The sequence below is a fragment of the Streptomyces sp. NPDC046379 genome (assembly GCF_055587785.1).
The window spans coordinates 148,886-165,503 of record NZ_JBVJFP010000016.1 but is presented as its reverse complement, the minus strand read 5'-3'; the positions used below and the strand labels follow the sequence as shown (position 1 = coordinate 165,503).

The following is a 16,618-nucleotide window of genomic DNA, read 5'->3' as shown; positions in this document are numbered from 1 at the left end:
AAACGCCCGGTTACATTCCGAACCCGGAAGCTAAGCCTTACAGCGCCGATGGTACTGCAGGGGGGACCCTGTGGGAGAGTAGGACGCCGCCGAACTCCTTTTGGAGCTCCGGCTCTTGGGCAGACAGCCCAAGAGCCGGAGCTTTTTTGCGTTGAGGTAAGGTCAGGGGGCATCGTTGGCTCGTTTCCGACAGGAGGCCCCCGGTTGGAGGTCCAGGAGACCCGCGTCCAGACGGACCGGGTGCTCACCATCCCGAACATCCTCAGCATGGCTCGACTCGTCGGCGTGCCCCTCTTCCTGTGGCTGATCCTGCGGCCCGAGTTCGGAGGCCCGAAGAGCGACGGCTGGGCGCTGTTGGTGCTGGCCTTCAGCGGGATCAGCGACTACCTGGACGGAAAACTCGCGCGGCGCTGGAACCAGATCAGCAGCCTCGGCCGGCTGCTGGACCCGGCCGCGGACCGGCTCTACATTCTCTCGACGCTGGTCGGACTCACCTGGCGGGAGATTCTCCCGCTCTGGCTCACCGCCGTCCTGCTGGCGCGCGAGCTGGTCCTGCTGGTGATGGTGGGCATCCTCAGACGCCATGGCTATCCCCCGCCGCAGGTGAACTTCCTGGGGAAGGCGGCCACCTTCAACCTGATGTATGCCTTCCCGTTGCTCCTGCTCAGTGACGGAACAGGATGGATCGCGTCACTCGCTGCTATTTTCGGATGGGCGTTCGCCGGATGGGGTACAACCCTGTATTGGTGGGCAGGAGTCCTCTACGTGGTGCAGGTCCGCCGTATCGTTCGTGCGGGCGCCACGGCCGACTGAACTCGCCGCAGAGACGCAGCGCCTGAGCCTGCGATGGCCCGCCGGCGAAAAGTGCGGGACAATTCGGACGGGTGAAGTCGGCTAGACCGTCGTCTGTTAGAGGAGGACGCTTCCGACATGAAGGCCGTCGTGATGGCCGGCGGCGAAGGCACACGCCTTCGCCCCATGACCTCAAGCATGCCCAAGCCGCTCCTGCCGGTCGCCAACCGGCCGATCATGGAGCACGTTCTGCGGCTGCTCAAAAGGCATGGGCTCAACGAAACCGTCGTGACTGTGCAGTTCCTTGCCTCACTGGTCAAGAACTACTTCGGTGACGGGGAAGAGCTCGGAATGGAGCTCACCTATGCCAACGAGGAGAAGCCACTCGGTACCGCCGGAAGCGTCAAGAACGCCGAAGAGGCGTTGAAGGACGACACTTTCCTTGTCATCTCCGGCGATGCCCTGACCGACTTCGACCTCACCGAGCTGATCAACTTCCACAAGGAAAAGGGCGCGCTGGTCACCGTCTGCCTGACGCGCGTGCCCAACCCTCTGGAGTTCGGCATCACCATCGTCGACGAAGAGGGCAAGGTCGAGCGGTTCCTGGAGAAGCCCACCTGGGGGCAGGTGTTCTCGGACACCGTGAACACCGGCATCTACGTGATGGAGCCCGAGGTCTTCAACTACGTCGAGGCCGACGTGCCCGTCGACTGGTCCGGTGATGTCTTCCCCCAGCTCATGAAGGAGGGCAAGCCGGTCTACGGCTATGTCGCCGAGGGCTACTGGGAGGACGTCGGCACGCACGAGAGCTACGTCAAGGCGCAGGCCGACGTTCTCGAGGGCAAGGTCGACGTGGAGATCGACGGATTCGAGATCTCCCCGGGAGTCTGGGTGGCCGAGGGGGCCGAGGTGCACCCCGATGCCGTACTGCGCGGGCCGCTGTACATCGGCGACTACGCCAAGGTCGAGGCCGGCGCGGAGATCCGCGAGCACACCGTCGTAGGCTCCAACGTCGTCGTCAAGACCGGCGCCTTCCTGCACAAGGCCGTGGTGCACGACAACGTCTACGTCGGGCAGCACAGCAACCTGCGAGGCTGCGTCGTCGGCAAGAACACCGACATCATGCGCGCGGCCCGCATCGAGGACGGCGCGGTCATCGGCGACGAGTGCCTGATCGGTGAAGAATCGATCGTGCAGGGCAATGTGCGCGTCTACCCGTTCAAGACCATCGAGGCCGGCGCGTTCGTCAACACCTCGGTGATCTGGGAGTCGCGTGGCCAGGCGCATCTGTTCGGAGCCCGTGGCGTCTCCGGCATCCTGAACGTCGAGATCACGCCCGAGCTCGCGGTGCGGCTCGCCGGCGCCTACGCGACGACCCTGAAGAAGGGGTCCACCGTCACCACAGCCCGCGACCACTCCCGTGGTGCGCGTGCGCTCAAGCGGGCCGTGATCTCCGCCCTTCAGGCCAGCGCCATCGAAGTGCGGGACCTGGAGAACGTACCGCTGCCGGTGGCGCGGCAGCAGACGGCTCGGGGCAGCGCCGGCGGCATCATGATCCGCACCTCGCCCGGAGTGCCGGACTCCGTGGACATCATGTTCTTCGACTCCCAGGGCGCCGATCTGTCGCAGGCCAGCCAGCGGAAGCTGGACCGGGTCTTCGCGCGGCAGGAGTACCGGCGTGCCTTCCCGGGCGAGATCGGGGACCTGCACTTCCCGGCGAGCGTCTTCGACTCCTACACCGGGTCGTTGCTGCGCAACGTCGACACTACCGGGATCGCCGAGTCCGGGCTGAAGGTCGTCGTGGACGCGTCCAACGGCAGCGCGGGTCTGGTGCTGCCCAGCCTGCTCGGGAAGCTGGGCGTCGACTCGCTGACGATCAACCCCGGGCTGGACGAGTCGAGACCGACGGAGACGGCGGACGCCCGGCGGTCGGGGTTGGTGCGGCTGGGAGAGATCGTGGCGTCCGCGCGGGCGGCGTTCGGGGTGCGGTTCGACCCCGTCGGCGAGCGGCTGTCGCTGGTGGACGAGAAGGGCCGGATCGTCGAGGACGACCGGGCACTGCTCGTCATGCTCGACCTGGTCGCCGCCGAGCGGCGCAGCGGACGGGTGGCGCTGCCGGTGACGACGACCCGCATCGCCGAGCAGGTCGCCGCGTACCACGGAACGCAGGTCGAGTGGACCACCACCTCGCCGGACGACCTGACCCGGGTCGGCCGGGACGAGACGACCATCTTCGGCGGCGACGGCAAGGGCGGATTCATCGTCCCCGAGTTCAGCAGCGTCTTCGACGGCACGGCGGCCTTCGTACGGCTGATCGGGCTGGTGGCGCGGACGCAGCTCACCCTCAGCCAGATCGACGCGCGGATCCCGCGGGCGCACGTGCTCAAGCGGGATCTGGCGACCCCCTGGGCCGTCAAGGGACTCGTCATGCGCCGGGTGGTCGAGGCGGCCGGAGACCGACAGGTGGACACCACGGACGGGGTGCGCGTGGTGGAGGCCGACGGGCGCTGGGTGATGGTGCTGCCCGACCCTGCCGAAGCCGTCACCCATCTGTGGGCCGAGGGCCCGGACGACGCCTCCGCACAGGCGCTGCTCGACGAGTGGGCGGCGGTCGTGGACAGCGCGGGGCGGTAGGCCCCGGTAGGAGACAAGGCGCCCCACGCGCGCGTGCCGGACAAGTGTCCCCAAGGGGGGCCTGTCCGGCACGCCGGTGGGGCCATTCGGAGGTAGCGGTCGCCTCGTGCGACGATGTGCGGCATGCCGCAGCAGCCCCCCGTTCGGAGCACTCCCAGGTCTGCCGCGCGTCCGGACGCGTCCATGTCACTGCTCACCAACGTCATGGACCACAGCCTCGACGACGGGTACGCGCAGGCCGCGGCCCGGAAGCAGGCCGCCGGCGCCGGCGGCGTGCCGAAGACGCTGAGGGCCCGGCTCGGGCTGGCCGCCGGCCTGGTCCTCGCGGCTCTCGTGGTGACCCTGGGCGCGGCGCAGGCCCGCGTGGACGCGCCGGTCGTGGCCAAGGAGCGGGAGGAGCTCATCGACCGCATCGGACGGGAGACCGACGCCGCGGACGAGCTGGAGCAGGACGTCGACGCGCTGCGCGCCGATGTGAACGCCCGCCAGCGTGAGGCCCTGCGGGACAGCGGCGGCGGCGCCCAGGCGGACCTGGTCGGCCTGCTGGCCGGGGCGACCGAGGTGCACGGCCCCGGGGTGCGGCTGGTGGTGAACGACGCCAAGGAGGCCACCGGCGGCGGAGACGACGACCCGCGCGGGACCACCGGTTTCTCCGACACGGGGCGAGTGCGCGACCGGGATCTGCAGCGGGTGGTCAACGGGCTGTGGGAGTCCGGCGCCGAGGCCGTCGCGATCAACGGGCAGCGGCTTACGGCGCTGTCGGCGATCAGGGCCGCCGGCGACGCCATACTGGTCGACAACAGGCCGCTGGTGCCGCCGTACACGGTTCTCGCGGTGGGGGACGGCGAGCGGCTGAGCGCCGCGTTCCAGAACAGTGCGGACGGGCTGTACCTGCATGCGCTGCAGGAGAACTTCGGGATCAGGACCGGCATCTCCGCGGAGGACGACCTCCGGCTGCCCGCCGCGCCCAGGATGATCGTCCGCACAGCACAGCCGATATCGGAAACAGCACAGCAGAGAAGTGAGAAGGGCACATCGTGATCGCCGTACTGGGCCTCGTCGTGGGTGTCGTGGCCGGCCTGCTGGTCCGGCCCGAGGTGCCGGCGGCCGTAGAGCCTTATCTGCCGATCGCCGTCGTCGCGGCGCTGGACGCGGTCTTCGGCGGGCTGCGGGCGATGCTCGACGGGATCTTCGACGACAAGGTGTTCGTGGTGTCGTTCCTGTCGAACGTGGTCGTCGCCGCGCTGATCGTGTTCCTCGGCGACAAGCTGGGCGTCGGCGCGCAGCTGTCCACCGGCGTCGTGGTGGTCCTCGGCATCCGCATCTTCTCCAACGCCGCGGCCATCCGGCGCCACGTCTTCCGGGCGTGAGGCCGATGAGCAACCAGGAAGAGACCAACGGCAAGCGTCCGCCGCTGCGCGAGGAACTGCCTCCCGAGGTGCCCGCCGCGGCCCCGGCCGAGGACGGCACCGGGCCGACCCCCGGACCGGCGCCGACGGGACGGCAGCGGCTGATCGACGGGTTGTGGCCGCCGCGGGTGACACGCGCCCAGCTGATCGTCGCCCTGCTCCTGTTCGGCCTCGGCTTCGGCCTGGCCGTGCAGGTGGCCTCGAACAGCGAGGGCGACAGCGTCCTCAGCGGGGCGCGGCAGGAGGATCTCGTTCGCATCCTCGATGAACTCGACGACCGCACACAGCGTCTTGAGGACGAGAAGCAGGGTCTCGAACAGCAGCGGGAGGAGCTGGAGAACAGCTCCAACCAGGCGGAGGAGGCCCGGAGGCAGACGCAGGAGAAGGAACGGCAGCTGGGCATCCTCGCGGGCACGGTGGCGGCCCAGGGGCCGGGCATCACGATGACGATCACCGACACGAAGGGGACGGTCGAGGCGGACATGCTGCTCGACGCGATCCAGGAGCTGCGCGCCGCCGGCGCGGAGGCGATCCAGGTGAACGGCGTGCGCGTGGTCGCCGGCACCTACCTCGCGGACGCGCGCGGGAGCGTGACCGTCGACGGGAACAAGATCAACACCCCGTATCGTTTCAAGGTCATCGGCAAGCCGCAGGATCTGGAACCGGCGCTCAACATCCCGGGAGGCGTGGTGCAGACGCTCGAGAAGGAGCAGGCCACCGTTAGTGTGGAGCGGTCGGACAAGATCGTCGTGGACGCCTTGCGAGCGGTGAAGCGACCTGACTACGCTCGGTCGTCCTCCCAGTGAACCGGGGGTGCATGGCGGACGTCCGGCGAGGGCATGAGGTTGCGGGGGGTCGACGCACCGATCGGGTGGTGCGTGGTGGAAACTGTCTGGTGGATACGGACGTTGTGAGGATGTCCGGGTCGGCCAGTGTGTGCAATCAGGGTTCGTCCTGCCCCACGGGCGGGTCTGTTTCGGTCAAGGGGAATCGCCCGTGAAGTTGTTTGCGAAGTTGTTCGGCAAGAGCACGCGAGAGGGCAGCGGCAACGCCACCGCCCGTCATCGTGCGCAGCCCGACGCGGAAGGCCAGCGCCCGCTGTTCCGGGACCAGGTGGCCGGTCCGGGCGGTGACGGCCCCGGCGCGTCGTCCGTTGACCCTGCCCAGGCCGGCGGCATAGGTTTCGGCCAACCGTCGAGTACGGGTGGAGGGTTTTCCATGCCGGCGCTGGTGTGTACGAGGTGCGGTAACCGGAACCCGGAGACGAGCCGCTTCTGCTCCAACTGCGGTGCGCCGCTGCGTGCCGGAGCTGCCGCCGAGCGCCCTTCCGAGACGACTTCCACGATCTCCATCAGCGGTCTCGAGGCCTACGACGCCGAGGCCACCGGCCAGACGCCGATGCCGACGCTCTCCGCCGAGGCGCAGGCCGCGGTGGACGCGCTGCCGCTGGGCTCCGCGCTGCTGGTGGTGCGCCGCGGCCCGAACTCGGGCAGTCGTTTCCTGCTGGACAGCGACCTGACCACGGCGGGCCGTCACCCGCAGAGCGACATCTTCCTGGACGACGTCACGGTCTCGCGGCGGCACGTGGAGTTCCGGCGCGGTCCGGACGGTTCGTTCACGGTGGCCGACGTGGGCAGTCTGAACGGTACCTACGTCAACCGCGAGCGGATCGACCAGGTCGCCCTGTCGAACGGTGACGAGGTGCAGATCGGCAAGTACCGGCTGGTGTTCTACGCGAGCCGGCAGGGCATCTGACCCTCCCCGGACGCTTGTCCGGGGGGAACAGGGAAGGTCCATGCGTCACTCACCGAGCGGCGGCGCCGGGCACGGCGCCGCCGCCGCGGACAGCGGGCTGATGAGTATCGGCACGGTGTTGAACGTGCTGCGCGAGGAGTTCCCGGAAGTCACCATCTCGAAGATCCGCTTCCTTGAATCGGAGGGGCTGATCGAGCCGCAGCGGACCCCGTCCGGGTATCGCAAGTTCAGCGCCGGCGACGTCGAGCGGCTCGGGCATGTGCTGAGGATGCAGCGGGACCACTATCTGCCGCTCAAGGTGATCCGCGAGCAGCTCGAGGCGCTGGAGCGCGGTGAGGACGTACGGCTGCCCGTGGTGGGGCGGCAGCGGGACGCCGACGGTGCGCCGGAGGCTTTCGACGGGCCGACGGCGGCGCGCATCGGGCGGGCCGAGCTGCTGGCCGCCGCCGGGATCGACGAGCGGGAACTGGCCGAGTGGGAGTCGTACGGGCTGATCGCCCCGCTGGCCGAGGGCGTGTACGACGCGGAGGCGGCGACCGTGGCGGCGCTCGTCGCCGAGCTGGGCCGGTTCGGGATCGAGCCGCGGCACCTGCGGGTGATGAAGGCCGCCGCCGACCGCGAGGCGGGGCTGGTGGACCAGGTCGTGGCCCCGCTCCGGCGGCACCGCAACCCGCAGACGAGGGCGCACGCGGAAGCGCGGGCCAAGGAGCTGGCGGGCCTGACGGTGAAGCTGCACGCGGCGCTGGTGCAGACGGCACTGGGCGTACGGCTGCCCTGACCGGAGCCGGATTCCGGGGGCGCCGGACGGGGCGCGGGCGCCACCGGTCGCGAGGGGCTCTTGACCCGGCCCGACTACCCAAACGTCCCGGGCACGGCCTAGGGTTGCTGTGTGAACGAGCTCGATGTCGTAGGTGTCCGGGTGGAAATGCCCTCCAACCAACCGATCGTGCTCCTGCGCGAAGTGGCAGGTGACCGTTACCTCCCCATCTGGATCGGTCCGGGGGAGGCGACGGCGATCGCCTTCGCCCAGCAGGGCATGGCCCCCGCACGACCGCTGACCCACGACCTGTTCAAGGACGTGCTGGAGGCCGTCGGCCAGGAGCTCACCGAAGTGCGCATCACGGACCTGCGTGAAGGCGTCTTCTACGCGGAGCTGGTCTTCGCCAGCGGCGTGGAGGTGAGCGCCCGCCCCTCCGATGCCATAGCGCTCGCCCTGCGCACCGGCACGCCGATCTACGGCAGTGACGGGGTGCTGGACGACGCGGGGATCGCGATTCCGGACGAGCAGGAGGACGAGGTGGAGAAGTTCCGCGAGTTCCTCGACCAGATCTCGCCCGAGGACTTCGGCACCAGCAACCAGTGAGACGGTCCGCCGGGCGGCTTCCGCCCGGCAATTGCCGGGGGCGAGTGAGAGCGTCCTGCGGCCCCCCGTCTGCGCATTCGGCTAGCCTTTCCCCGCGGTGGGGTGCGGGAAACCACTCCTAGGGTGATTATCACTCGGCGTGCCGAGTGTGGCGATCGTTGACGCACCCTTGGTGACTGCCTACCGTCGAGAAGGCAGGTCAAGGACGGAGGTCGGCGTGAGAAGCAGCGGCGACGGTACGGCTGGGGGTGCCCCCGGACGCGGTCTGGGGGAGAGCGGACCGTACCCGCTTCACGGCAGGACGGCCGATCACGCTGTGCAGCGACCGACGGCCGTTCCCGGCGGCGGAGGGGCGGCGCCCATGGCGTCCGAACAGATCGGCTACCGCGGGCCCACGGCCTGCGCGGCCGCCGGCATCACCTATCGGCAGCTCGACTACTGGGCCCGCACCGGCCTGGTCGAGCCGAGTGTGCGGCCCGCCCACGGGTCCGGCACGCAGCGTCTGTACAGCTTCCGGGACGTTGTCGTCCTGAAGATCGTCAAGCGGTTCCTGGACACCGGGGTGTCGCTGCAGAACATCCGCACGGCCGTGCAGCACCTCAGAGAACGCGGTTTCCGCGACCTGGAGCGGATGACGCTGATGAGCGACGGCGCCACCGTCTACGAGTGCACCTCCCCGGACGAGGTCCACGCGCTGCTCCAGGGCGGTCAGGGCATCTTCGGGATCGCGGTCGGGGTCGTGTGGCGGGACGTGGAGAACGCACTGTCCCAGCTGCACGGCGAGCGCGTCGACACCGGCGAGACCCTCGTCGGCGCCAACCCCGCCGACGAGCTGGCGCGGCGGCGGAGCAACCGCGCCGTCTGAGGGCCCCGATTGTCAGTGGCGTGGGGCAGCATCGAAGATGTGAGAGCCGCGCCGACGATCCTGCACCTCGACATGGACGCCTTCTTCGCCTCGGTGGAGCAGGCGTCCAAGCCGAGCCTGCGCGGGAAGGCCGTCATCGTGGGCGGACTCGGTCCCCGCGGTGTGGTGGCGACGGCGTCGTACGAGGCCCGGGTCTTCGGGGTGCACTCGGCGATGCCGATGGCACAGGCCCGCCGGCTGGCGCCCAACGCCGCCTATCTGGTGCCCCGCTTCGCGGTGTACCGGTCGATCAGCGACCAGGTGATGGCGCTGTTGCGGGAGCTGTCGCCGCTGGTGGAGCCGCTCAGCCTGGACGAGGCGTTCGTGGACCTGGAGGCCGGGGGAGCCGCCCGGGACGCGCGGTCGGCGCGGGTCGCGGGCGAGAAGCTGCGGGCGGACATCCGCGCCGTCACCGGACTGACCGGTTCGGTCGGGCTCGCCGCCTCCAAGATGCTCGCGAAGATCGCCTCGGAGCGCGCCAAACCCGACGGGCTGGAGCTGATCGAGCCGGGCACCGAGCGGGCGCTGCTCGGACCGATGCCGGTGCGGACGCTCCCCGGAGTGGGCCCCGCGACGGGGGACCATCTGCGGAGGGCCGGGATCACCACGGTCGGGGAACTGGCCGAGGCCGGCGAGGACGAACTCGTCCGGCTGGTCGGCAAGGCACACGGGCACGCGCTGTACGCCATGGCGCTGGCGCGCGACGAGCGGCCCGTGGTGGCCGAGCGGGAGACGAAGTCGGTGTCCGTGGAGGACACCTACGACGTGGACATCCACGACCGGCTCCGGGTGGGGCTGGAGGTGCAGCGGCTGGCGGACCGGTGCGTGCGGCGGCTGCGGGGCGCGGGGCTGTCGGGGCGGACGATCGTGCTCAAGGTGCGCCGGTACGACTTCTCCACGCTGACCCGGTCCGAGACGCTGCGTGGCCCCACGGACGATCCGGCGGTGGTGCGGGAGGCCGCGGCGCGGCTGCTGGACTCGGTGGACACGACGGGCGGCGTGCGGCTGCTGGGCGTGGGGGTCAGCGGCCTCGCCGACTACACGCAGGAGGACCTGTTCGCGCAGGCCGCGGGGCCCCTGGCGGACGTGCCGGACGAGGACGCGGTGCCGGAACCGGAACAGGGCGTCGCCGAGCCGGCCGAGCGGCGCTGGCCCGCCGGGCACGACGTGCGGCACGCCGAGCACGGGCACGGCTGGGTGCAGGGCAGTGGACTGGGCCGGGTGACCGTGCGGTTCGAGACGCCCGGCTCGGAGCCGGGGCGGGTGCGGACCTTCCGTACCGACGACCCCGCGCTGGAGCCGGCGGATCCGCTGCCGCTCGTGCCGCGAAGACCCGAGGCAGGTCAGGAGTCGTCGGAGCCGGCGAGTCTGCCGAAGTCGTGGTCCGGGAGCGGGGGAGGGGCGGCCACGTCGAGTCCGTAGTGGTGGTAGAGCCGCAGCTCCTGTTCCGGGGACAGGTGTCGGCCGACGCCGAGGTCGGGAGCCCTCCTGATCAGGGCGCGGTCGTAGGGGACGTGCAGGCTGCCGTCGATCAGTTCGCTGGGCTCCAGCGGGACGAACGCGTCGCGGCTGAACAGGCCGGTGCGTATGGCCGCCCACTCCGGTTCGCCGGTGGCGTCGTCGAGGTACACCTCGTCGATCGTGCCGATCCTGGCGCCGGTGCGGTCGAACGCCTTGCGGCCGATCAGGTTGCGCGGATCGATGTCGGTCTGCACGGTCCCTCCTCATGGTCGCAACTCGTTCGTCAGCACTACGAAAGAGCACATTGGGGAAGGCGGCCACTCGAGGGACCCCGCGCCGGGCTCGCTGGTAGTCTGGCAAGTGGCTGGCGACCCCGTGCGGGAGAGTCCTCCGACCACCGTCGGAGGCGCCGAAGGAGCAAATCCTCCCCGGAATCTCTCAGGCCCCCGTACCGCACGGACGAGGTCACTCTGGAAAGCAGGACAGGCGCCGCCGGCGTCCGTCCTCACCGACGGTGAAAGCCGGACGTCCTCGGGCGGCCCGGTGAAGCTCTCAGGTCGAGATGACAGAGGGGGAGGCCGTCGGGGTACCCGTGCCGGGGTGCCCCCCGAAGGTCGCGTCAGACCAGGAGGCCTCCGCAGATGACCGCCCACCGCATCCCGCTCGCCGAGCTCGAACAGGGCATCCCCTTCGAACAGCGCCACATCGGGCCCGACCAGGAGGCCAGGGCGAAGATGCTCGCCCAGGTGGGCTACGGCTCCCTGGACGAACTGACCGCCGCCGCCGTCCCGGACGTGATCAAGAACGCCGACCGGCTGGAACTGCCGGACGCCCGCACCGAGGCCGAGGTGCTCGCCGAGCTGCGTGCGCTCGCCGACCGCAACCAGGTCCTGGGCTCCATGATCGGCCTCGGCTACTACGGCACCTTCACCCCGCCGGTGATCCTGCGCAACGTCATGGAGAACCCCGCCTGGTACACGGCGTACACGCCCTACCAGCCCGAGATCTCCCAGGGGCGGCTCGAGGCGCTGCTGAACTTCCAGACGATGGTCGCCGACCTCACCGGTCTGCCCACCTCCGGCGCCTCGCTGCTCGACGAGGGCACGGCCGCTGCCGAGGCCGTCGCGCTGTCCCGGCGCATGGGGCGGAACAAGAAGGGCCTCTACCTCGTCGACGCGGACGCGCTGCCGCAGACCGTCGCGGTGATCCGGACCCGCTGCGAGCCGGTCGGCGTCGAAGTCGTCGTCGCCGACCTGAGCCAGGGCATCCCCGCCGAGATCGCCGAGCGGGAGATCAACGGCGTCCTCCTCCAGTACCCGGGCGCCTCCGGGGCCGTACGCGACCTCAAGCCCGTCATCGACCAGGCGCACGACCTGGGCGCGCTGGTCACCGTCGCCGCCGACCTGCTGGCGCTGACGCTGCTGAAGTCGCCGGGCGAACTGGGCGCGGACATCGCGGTCGGCACCACGCAGCGCTTCGGCGTGCCCATGGGCTTCGGCGGGCCGCACGCCGGCTACATGGCGGTGCGCGAGCAGTTCGCCCGCAGCCTGCCCGGCCGTCTGGTCGGCGTGTCCGTCGACGCCGACGGCAACCGCGCCTACCGCCTCGCGCTGCAGACGCGTGAGCAGCACATCCGCCGCGAGAAGGCCACCAGCAACATCTGCACCGCCCAGGTGCTGCTCGCCGTGATGGCGGGCATGTACGCCGTCTACCACGGCCCCGAGGGTCTGAAGGGCATCGCCCGGCGCACCCACCGGTACGCCGCCGTCTTGGCGGCCGGGCTCAACGGCGGCGGCGTCGAGGTCGTGCACGGCGCCTACTTCGACACCCTGACCGCCCGCGTCCCCGGCCGTGCCGCCGAGGTCGTAGCCGCCGCGCGCGAGCAGGGCGTCAACCTTCACCTCGCCGACGCCGACCACGTCTCCGTCTCCTGCGACGAGACCACCACCCGGGCCCACCTGAGCGCCGTGTGGAACGCCTTCGGCGTCGAGGGCGACGTCGAGGCGCTGGACGCGGCCACCGAGGACGCGCTGCCGCAGGCGCTGCTGCGCACCGACGCCTACCTGACCCACCCGGTGTTCCAGCAGCACCGCTCCGAGACCGCCATGCTGCGCTACCTGCGCAGGCTCGCCGACCGCGACTACGCGCTCGACCGGGGCATGATCCCGCTGGGCTCCTGCACCATGAAGCTCAACGCCACCACCGAGATGGAGCCGGTCACCTGGCCCGAGTTCGGTCAGTTGCACCCGTTCGCGCCGGCCGAGCAGGCGCAGGGCTACCTCACGCTCATCCGCGAGCTGGAGGAACGTCTCGCCGAGGTCACCGGCTACGACAAGGTGTCGCTGCAGCCCAACGCCGGGTCGCAGGGCGAGCTGGCCGGGCTGCTGGCCGTGCGCGGCTACCACCGCGCCAACGGCGACGAGCAGCGCACCGTCTGCCTGATCCCGTCCTCCGCGCACGGCACCAACGCCGCCAGCGCCGTCATGGCCGGGATGAAGGTCGTCGTCGTCAAGACCGCCGACGACGGCGAGATCGACGTCGAGGACCTGCGGGCCAAGATCGAGCAGCATCGCGACCAGCTGGCGGTGCTCATGATCACCTACCCCTCCACGCACGGCGTGTTCGAGGAGCACGTCGCCGACATCTGCGCCCGGGTGCACGAAGCCGGCGGCCAGGTCTACGTCGACGGCGCCAACCTCAACGCCCTGGTCGGCCTGGCCAAGCCCGGCCACTTCGGCGGCGACGTCTCGCACCTGAACCTGCACAAGACGTTCTGCATCCCGCACGGCGGCGGCGGTCCGGGCGTCGGCCCGGTAGCGGTGCGCGAGCACCTGGCGCCGTACCTGCCGAACCACCCGCTGCAGCCCGAGGCCGGCCCCGCGACCGGCGTCGGCCCGATCTCCGCCGCTCCGTGGGGTTCCGCGGGCATCCTGCCCATCTCCTGGGCGTACGTCCGCCTGATGGGCGGCGAGGGCCTGAAGCGGGCCACGCAGGTGGCCGTCCTCAGCGCCAACTACATCGCCAAGCGTCTTGAGCCGCACTACCCCGTGCTCTACACCGGCCCCGGCGGGCTGGTCGCGCACGAGTGCATCATCGACCTGCGCCCGCTGACGAAGGCGACCGGCGTGAGCGTCGACGACGTCGCCAAGCGGCTGATCGACTACGGCTTCCACGCGCCGACGATGTCGTTCCCGGTGGCCGGCACGCTCATGATCGAGCCCACCGAGTCCGAGGACCTCACCGAGCTGGACCGGTTCTGCGACGCGATGATCGCCATTCGCGCGGAGATCGAGAAGGTCGGCTCGGGCGCGTGGCCGGCCGACGACAACCCGCTGCGCAACGCCCCGCACACCGCGGCGGCGCTGGGCGGGGCGTGGGAGCACGCCTACAGCCGCGAGGAGGCGGTCTTCCCCGGCGGCGTCGTCGCCGCCGACAAGTACTGGCCGCCGGTGCGCCGGATCGACCAGGCCTTCGGCGACCGGAACCTCGTCTGCTCCTGCCCGCCGCTGGACGCCTACGAGGACTGAGAAGGCCTGTCGACCGCGGCCGTGGTTCAGGCCGGGTAGGCGTGGGTCTGGGTGGCCTTGACGGCCGCCCAGACCATGGCGCCGGGATGCAGGTCCAGCTCGGCCGCGGCGACCGCGGTGAGGTCGGCGGTGAGCGTGAGCTCGCCGGTCAGGGCCGCGCGGATCTGGTCGCCGTGGGTTTCCAGGCCGCTGACCTCGCAGCGCCACAGGTTGCGGGCGCTGGAGCCGGCGGGCCGGTCGCGGTGGAGGGTGACGGCGGCCGGCGGGAAGGCCACGAAGGCGGGGCCGCGCAGGTCCTCGGTGGTGGTGACGGCGGGGCCGTCCGGGTCGAGGCGGACGGTGTGGCCGTCGGCGGTGCCCCGGTAGAGGTTCAGGCCGACGAGCTGGGCCACGTAGTCGGTGCGCGGCCTGCGGGCGATCTCGGCGGGCGTGCCCTCCTGGACGACGCGGCCGTGCTCGACCACGACCAGCCGGTCGGCCAGCACCATGGCGTCCAGCGGATCATGGGTGACCAGCACGGCGACCGCCTCGAAGCCGACCAGGTGACGGCGGAGCTGGGCGCGCACCTCCAGGCGGGTGCGGGCGTCGAGGGCGGCCAGGGGTTCGTCCAGCAGCAGTAGCCGTGGGCCGGTGGCGAGGGCGCGGGCGAGGGCGACGCGCTGCGCCTGGCCCCCGGACAGCCGGCGGGGCTTGGAGGCGGCGTGCTCGGCGATGCCCATCCGCTCCAGCCAGGCGGCGGCCTGGGCGCGGGCCTCGGCCTTGCCCGCGCCGTGGCAGCGCGGCCCGAAGGCCACGTTGTCGAGGGCGCTCAGATGCGGGAACAGCAGGTAGTCCTGGAAGACGACGCCCACCGGCCGCGACTCGGGCGGTACGCGGTCCAGGTCGGCGCCGTCGAGCCGCAGGTGACCGCCGGTGAGCGGGGTGAGACCGGCCAGCGCCCGCAGCGCGGTGGTCTTGCCGGCGCCGTTGGGGCCGAGGAGGGCGACGACGTCGCCGGGCGCCGCGGTCACGGCCACGTCCAGGCGGAAGGAGCCGCGGTCGACGACCAGGCGGGCGTCCAGGCCCCGGGTGTGCCGCGGTGTCGTACCTGCGTCGGTCATGGCGTCGTCATCCAGCGGTCGCGCAGGCCAGCCAGGACCGCGATCGAGACGGCCAGCAGGACCAGGCTGAGGGCGATCGCTGCGGCGGGGTCGCTCTGCAGCGCCAGATAGACGGCGAGCGGCATGGTCTGGGTGCGCCCCGGGAAGTTGCCGGCGAAGGTGATCGTCGCCCCGAACTCGCCCAGCGCACGCGCCCACGCCAGCACGGCGCCCGCGGCGACGCCCGGCGCGATCAGCGGCAGGGTGACCCGGCGGAACGCGGTGAAGCGGGAGGCGCCCAGAGTCATGGCCGCCTCCTCGAAGCGCGGGTCGGCGGCCCGCAGGGTGCCCTCGACGCTGATGACGAGGAACGGCATCGCCACGAACGTCTCCGCCAGCACCACGCCCGCCGTGGTGAACGGCAGGGTGATCCCGAACCAGGAGTCCAGCCACTGCCCGACGACGCCGTTGCGGCCGAGGGCGAGCAGCAGGGCCACACCGCCCACCACCGGCGGCAGCACCAGCGGCAGCGTCACCAGGGCCCGCACGAAGCCGCGGCCGGGAAACTCCGTGCGGGCCAGCAGCCACGCCAGCGGAACCCCGACGACCAGGCTCAGGGCGGTCGCCGCGGTCGCGCACAGCAGGGACAGCCGCAGCGCCTCCCACACCCCGGGGCTGGTGAGCTGCTGCGGCAGACCGGACCAGGGCGTCCGCACGAGCAGCGCGATCAGCGGCAGGACCAGAAAGGCCAGGCCGAGCAGGGCCGGCAGGAGCAGGGCGAGCGGCACTCGGCGCGTCATGGGGCGAGGAATCCGGCCCGCGTCAGCACCTGACGCCCTTCCTCGGACCTGACCAGGTCGATGAACGCCTCGGCGGCGCGGGCGTTGGGGGCGTCCTTGAGGAGGGCGATCGGATAGTCGTTGACCGCCTTCGACGACTCGGGGAACTCCACGCCTTCCACCTTGTCACCGGCGGCCCGCACGTCCGTCCGGTACACGAGCGCGGCGTCGGCCTCCTTCAGTTCGACCTTGGTCAGCGCGCTCTTGACGTCCTGCTCGTAGGACACCGGCGTCAGCCGCACACCGCCGGCGTCCAGCGCGGTCCGCGCGGCGGCGCCGCAGGGGACGCTGCGATCGCACAGGACGACCTTGAGGCCCGGTTCGGCGAGGTCGTCGAGGGAGGCGATGCCGTCCGGATTGCCCGGCAGGGTGGCGATCTCCAGCCGGTTGCGGACGAAGGTGACCGGTTCGCCCGATGCGCCGCCGGAGTCCGTGACGATCTTCATGGTCTTGGGGCTGGCGGAGGCGAAGACGTCGGCCGGGGCGCCGCCGGTGATGCTCGCGGCGAGGCTGTCGCTGCCGCCGAAGCTGAAGCCGACCTCCGTGCCGGGGTACCGCTTCTCGAAGCGCTCGCCGAGGGCCTCGAAGCTCTCCTCCAGGGAGGCGGCCGCGAAGACGGTGACCCTGCCGGAGACCTTCCCGGAGGCGCCGTCGGAGCCGGTGCCGGACGCGCTGTCGGAGGAGTCGGAGCAGGCGGTGACGGCGGAGAGCGCGGTGACGGCCACTAGCACGGCGGCTGCGGTGCGGATCATCACGGGTGACTCCCTCGGTCTCCGGGCGGGAAGAGGGCACGCGCTCTCTTCATGCGGGGATCATACAGACGCAGATGCCAGGCTGAAGCGCATATTGGTTGGC

Annotated in this window: 15 protein-coding genes, 1 rRNA gene and 2 riboswitches; of the genes, 12 read left to right on the top strand and 4 right to left on the bottom strand. The window is 71.1% G+C overall.

Going from position 1 to position 16,618, the window contains the following annotated elements; genetic code table 11:
- The 11 genes from rrf to ACZ6KF_RS26485 form a co-directional block, all read left to right on the top strand.
- A 5S ribosomal RNA gene (gene rrf / locus ACZ6KF_RS26535) occupies positions 1-95 on the top strand; the annotation flags it as partial.
- A gap of 109 nt (positions 96-204) precedes the next feature.
- On the top strand, positions 205-813 hold the full coding sequence (locus tag ACZ6KF_RS26530) for a CDP-alcohol phosphatidyltransferase family protein (protein ID WP_356631024.1): 609 nt from the start codon (positions 205-207) through the stop codon (positions 811-813).
- A gap of 117 nt (positions 814-930) precedes the next feature.
- Complete coding sequence (locus ACZ6KF_RS26525; protein ID WP_356631022.1) at positions 931-3,426, top strand: mannose-1-phosphate guanyltransferase; 2,496 nt, start codon at positions 931-933, stop codon at positions 3,424-3,426.
- 114 nt (positions 3,427-3,540) lie between these two features.
- Positions 3,541-4,467 (top strand): DUF881 domain-containing protein, encoded by a 927-nt coding sequence (locus tag ACZ6KF_RS26520; RefSeq protein WP_469159912.1) that lies wholly within the window; start codon positions 3,541-3,543, stop codon positions 4,465-4,467.
- A complete protein-coding gene (locus ACZ6KF_RS26515; RefSeq protein WP_003977440.1) occupies positions 4,464-4,796 on the top strand; it encodes a small basic family protein in 333 nt (110 codons plus the stop codon). The genes ACZ6KF_RS26520 and ACZ6KF_RS26515 overlap by 4 nt, the downstream gene beginning before the upstream one ends.
- A 5-nt stretch (positions 4,797-4,801) precedes the next feature.
- Entirely contained in the window at positions 4,802-5,641 is an 840-nt protein-coding gene (locus ACZ6KF_RS26510) for a DUF881 domain-containing protein (protein WP_356631018.1), read from the top strand.
- Positions 5,642-5,723: 82 nt separating this feature from the next.
- Positions 5,724-6,590 carry an FHA domain-containing protein gene (locus ACZ6KF_RS26505; RefSeq protein ID WP_356631042.1) on the top strand — a complete coding sequence of 289 codons (867 nt, stop codon included), beginning with the start codon at positions 5,724-5,726 and terminating at the stop codon, positions 6,588-6,590.
- A gap of 40 nt (positions 6,591-6,630) precedes the next feature.
- Positions 6,631-7,368: a transcriptional regulator FtsR gene (gene ftsR, locus ACZ6KF_RS26500; protein WP_356631016.1), complete on the top strand. Its 738-nt coding sequence runs from the start codon at positions 6,631-6,633 to the stop codon at positions 7,366-7,368.
- A 111-nt stretch (positions 7,369-7,479) separates the two neighbouring features.
- On the top strand, positions 7,480-7,953 hold the full coding sequence (locus tag ACZ6KF_RS26495; protein WP_356631014.1) for a bifunctional nuclease family protein: 474 nt from the start codon (positions 7,480-7,482) through the stop codon (positions 7,951-7,953).
- A 217-nt stretch (positions 7,954-8,170) separates the two neighbouring features.
- Positions 8,171-8,818, top strand: coding sequence for a MerR family transcriptional regulator (locus ACZ6KF_RS26490; RefSeq protein ID WP_356631012.1), 648 nt, complete (start codon positions 8,171-8,173; stop codon positions 8,816-8,818).
- 39 nt (positions 8,819-8,857) lie between these two features.
- Complete coding sequence (locus ACZ6KF_RS26485) at positions 8,858-10,279, top strand: DNA polymerase IV (protein ID WP_469240623.1); 1,422 nt, start codon at positions 8,858-8,860, stop codon at positions 10,277-10,279.
- On the opposite strand, the gene ACZ6KF_RS26480 is transcribed toward ACZ6KF_RS26485, so the two are convergent.
- Positions 10,201-10,572 (bottom strand): PRC-barrel domain-containing protein, encoded by a 372-nt coding sequence (locus ACZ6KF_RS26480; protein WP_356631008.1) that lies wholly within the window; start codon positions 10,570-10,572, stop codon positions 10,201-10,203. The two genes, ACZ6KF_RS26485 and ACZ6KF_RS26480, sit on opposite strands and share 79 nt — an antisense overlap.
- Before the next feature lie 114 nt (positions 10,573-10,686).
- Positions 10,687-10,782, top strand: a riboswitch (glycine riboswitch).
- Positions 10,783-10,897: riboswitch (glycine riboswitch) on the top strand.
- A 62-nt stretch (positions 10,898-10,959) separates the two neighbouring features.
- Here ACZ6KF_RS26480 and gcvP point away from each other — a divergent pair.
- On the top strand, positions 10,960-13,845 hold the full coding sequence (gcvP, locus tag ACZ6KF_RS26475) for an aminomethyl-transferring glycine dehydrogenase (protein ID WP_469178030.1): 2,886 nt from the start codon (positions 10,960-10,962) through the stop codon (positions 13,843-13,845).
- Positions 13,846-13,871: 26 nt separating this feature from the next.
- On the opposite strand, the gene ACZ6KF_RS26470 is transcribed toward gcvP, so the two are convergent.
- Genes ACZ6KF_RS26470 through modA form a run of 3 tightly spaced genes read right to left on the bottom strand, consistent with a single transcriptional unit; the run spans position 13,872 to position 16,515 of the window.
- A complete protein-coding gene (locus ACZ6KF_RS26470; protein WP_469240622.1) occupies positions 13,872-14,945 on the bottom strand; it encodes an ABC transporter ATP-binding protein in 1,074 nt (357 codons plus the stop codon).
- On the bottom strand, positions 14,942-15,724 hold the full coding sequence (gene modB / locus ACZ6KF_RS26465) for a molybdate ABC transporter permease subunit (RefSeq protein ID WP_356631002.1): 783 nt from the start codon (positions 15,722-15,724) through the stop codon (positions 14,942-14,944). The genes ACZ6KF_RS26470 and modB overlap by 4 nt, the downstream gene beginning before the upstream one ends.
- Complete coding sequence (gene modA / locus ACZ6KF_RS26460; RefSeq protein WP_469240620.1) at positions 15,721-16,515, bottom strand: molybdate ABC transporter substrate-binding protein; 795 nt, start codon at positions 16,513-16,515, stop codon at positions 15,721-15,723. The genes modB and modA overlap by 4 nt, the downstream gene beginning before the upstream one ends.
- Between the last annotated feature and the right edge of the window lie 103 nt (positions 16,516-16,618).

Coding starts and splice junctions, on each gene's coding strand:
- ACZ6KF_RS26525 (WP_356631022.1), top strand. CDS start 931: ATGAAGGCCGTCGTGATGGCCGGCGGCGAAGGCACACGCCTTCGCCCC.
- ACZ6KF_RS26520 (WP_469159912.1), top strand. CDS start 3,541: ATGTGCGGCATGCCGCAGCAGCCCCCCGTTCGGAGCACTCCCAGGTCT.
- ACZ6KF_RS26510 (WP_356631018.1), top strand. CDS start 4,802: ATGAGCAACCAGGAAGAGACCAACGGCAAGCGTCCGCCGCTGCGCGAG.
- ftsR (WP_356631016.1), top strand. CDS start 6,631: ATGCGTCACTCACCGAGCGGCGGCGCCGGGCACGGCGCCGCCGCCGCG.
- gcvP (WP_469178030.1), top strand. CDS start 10,960: ATGACCGCCCACCGCATCCCGCTCGCCGAGCTCGAACAGGGCATCCCC.
- ACZ6KF_RS26470 (WP_469240622.1), bottom strand. CDS start 14,945: ATGACCGACGCAGGTACGACACCGCGGCACACCCGGGGCCTGGACGCC.
- modB (WP_356631002.1), bottom strand. CDS start 15,724: ATGACGCGCCGAGTGCCGCTCGCCCTGCTCCTGCCGGCCCTGCTCGGC.
- modA (WP_469240620.1), bottom strand. CDS start 16,515: ATGATCCGCACCGCAGCCGCCGTGCTAGTGGCCGTCACCGCGCTCTCC.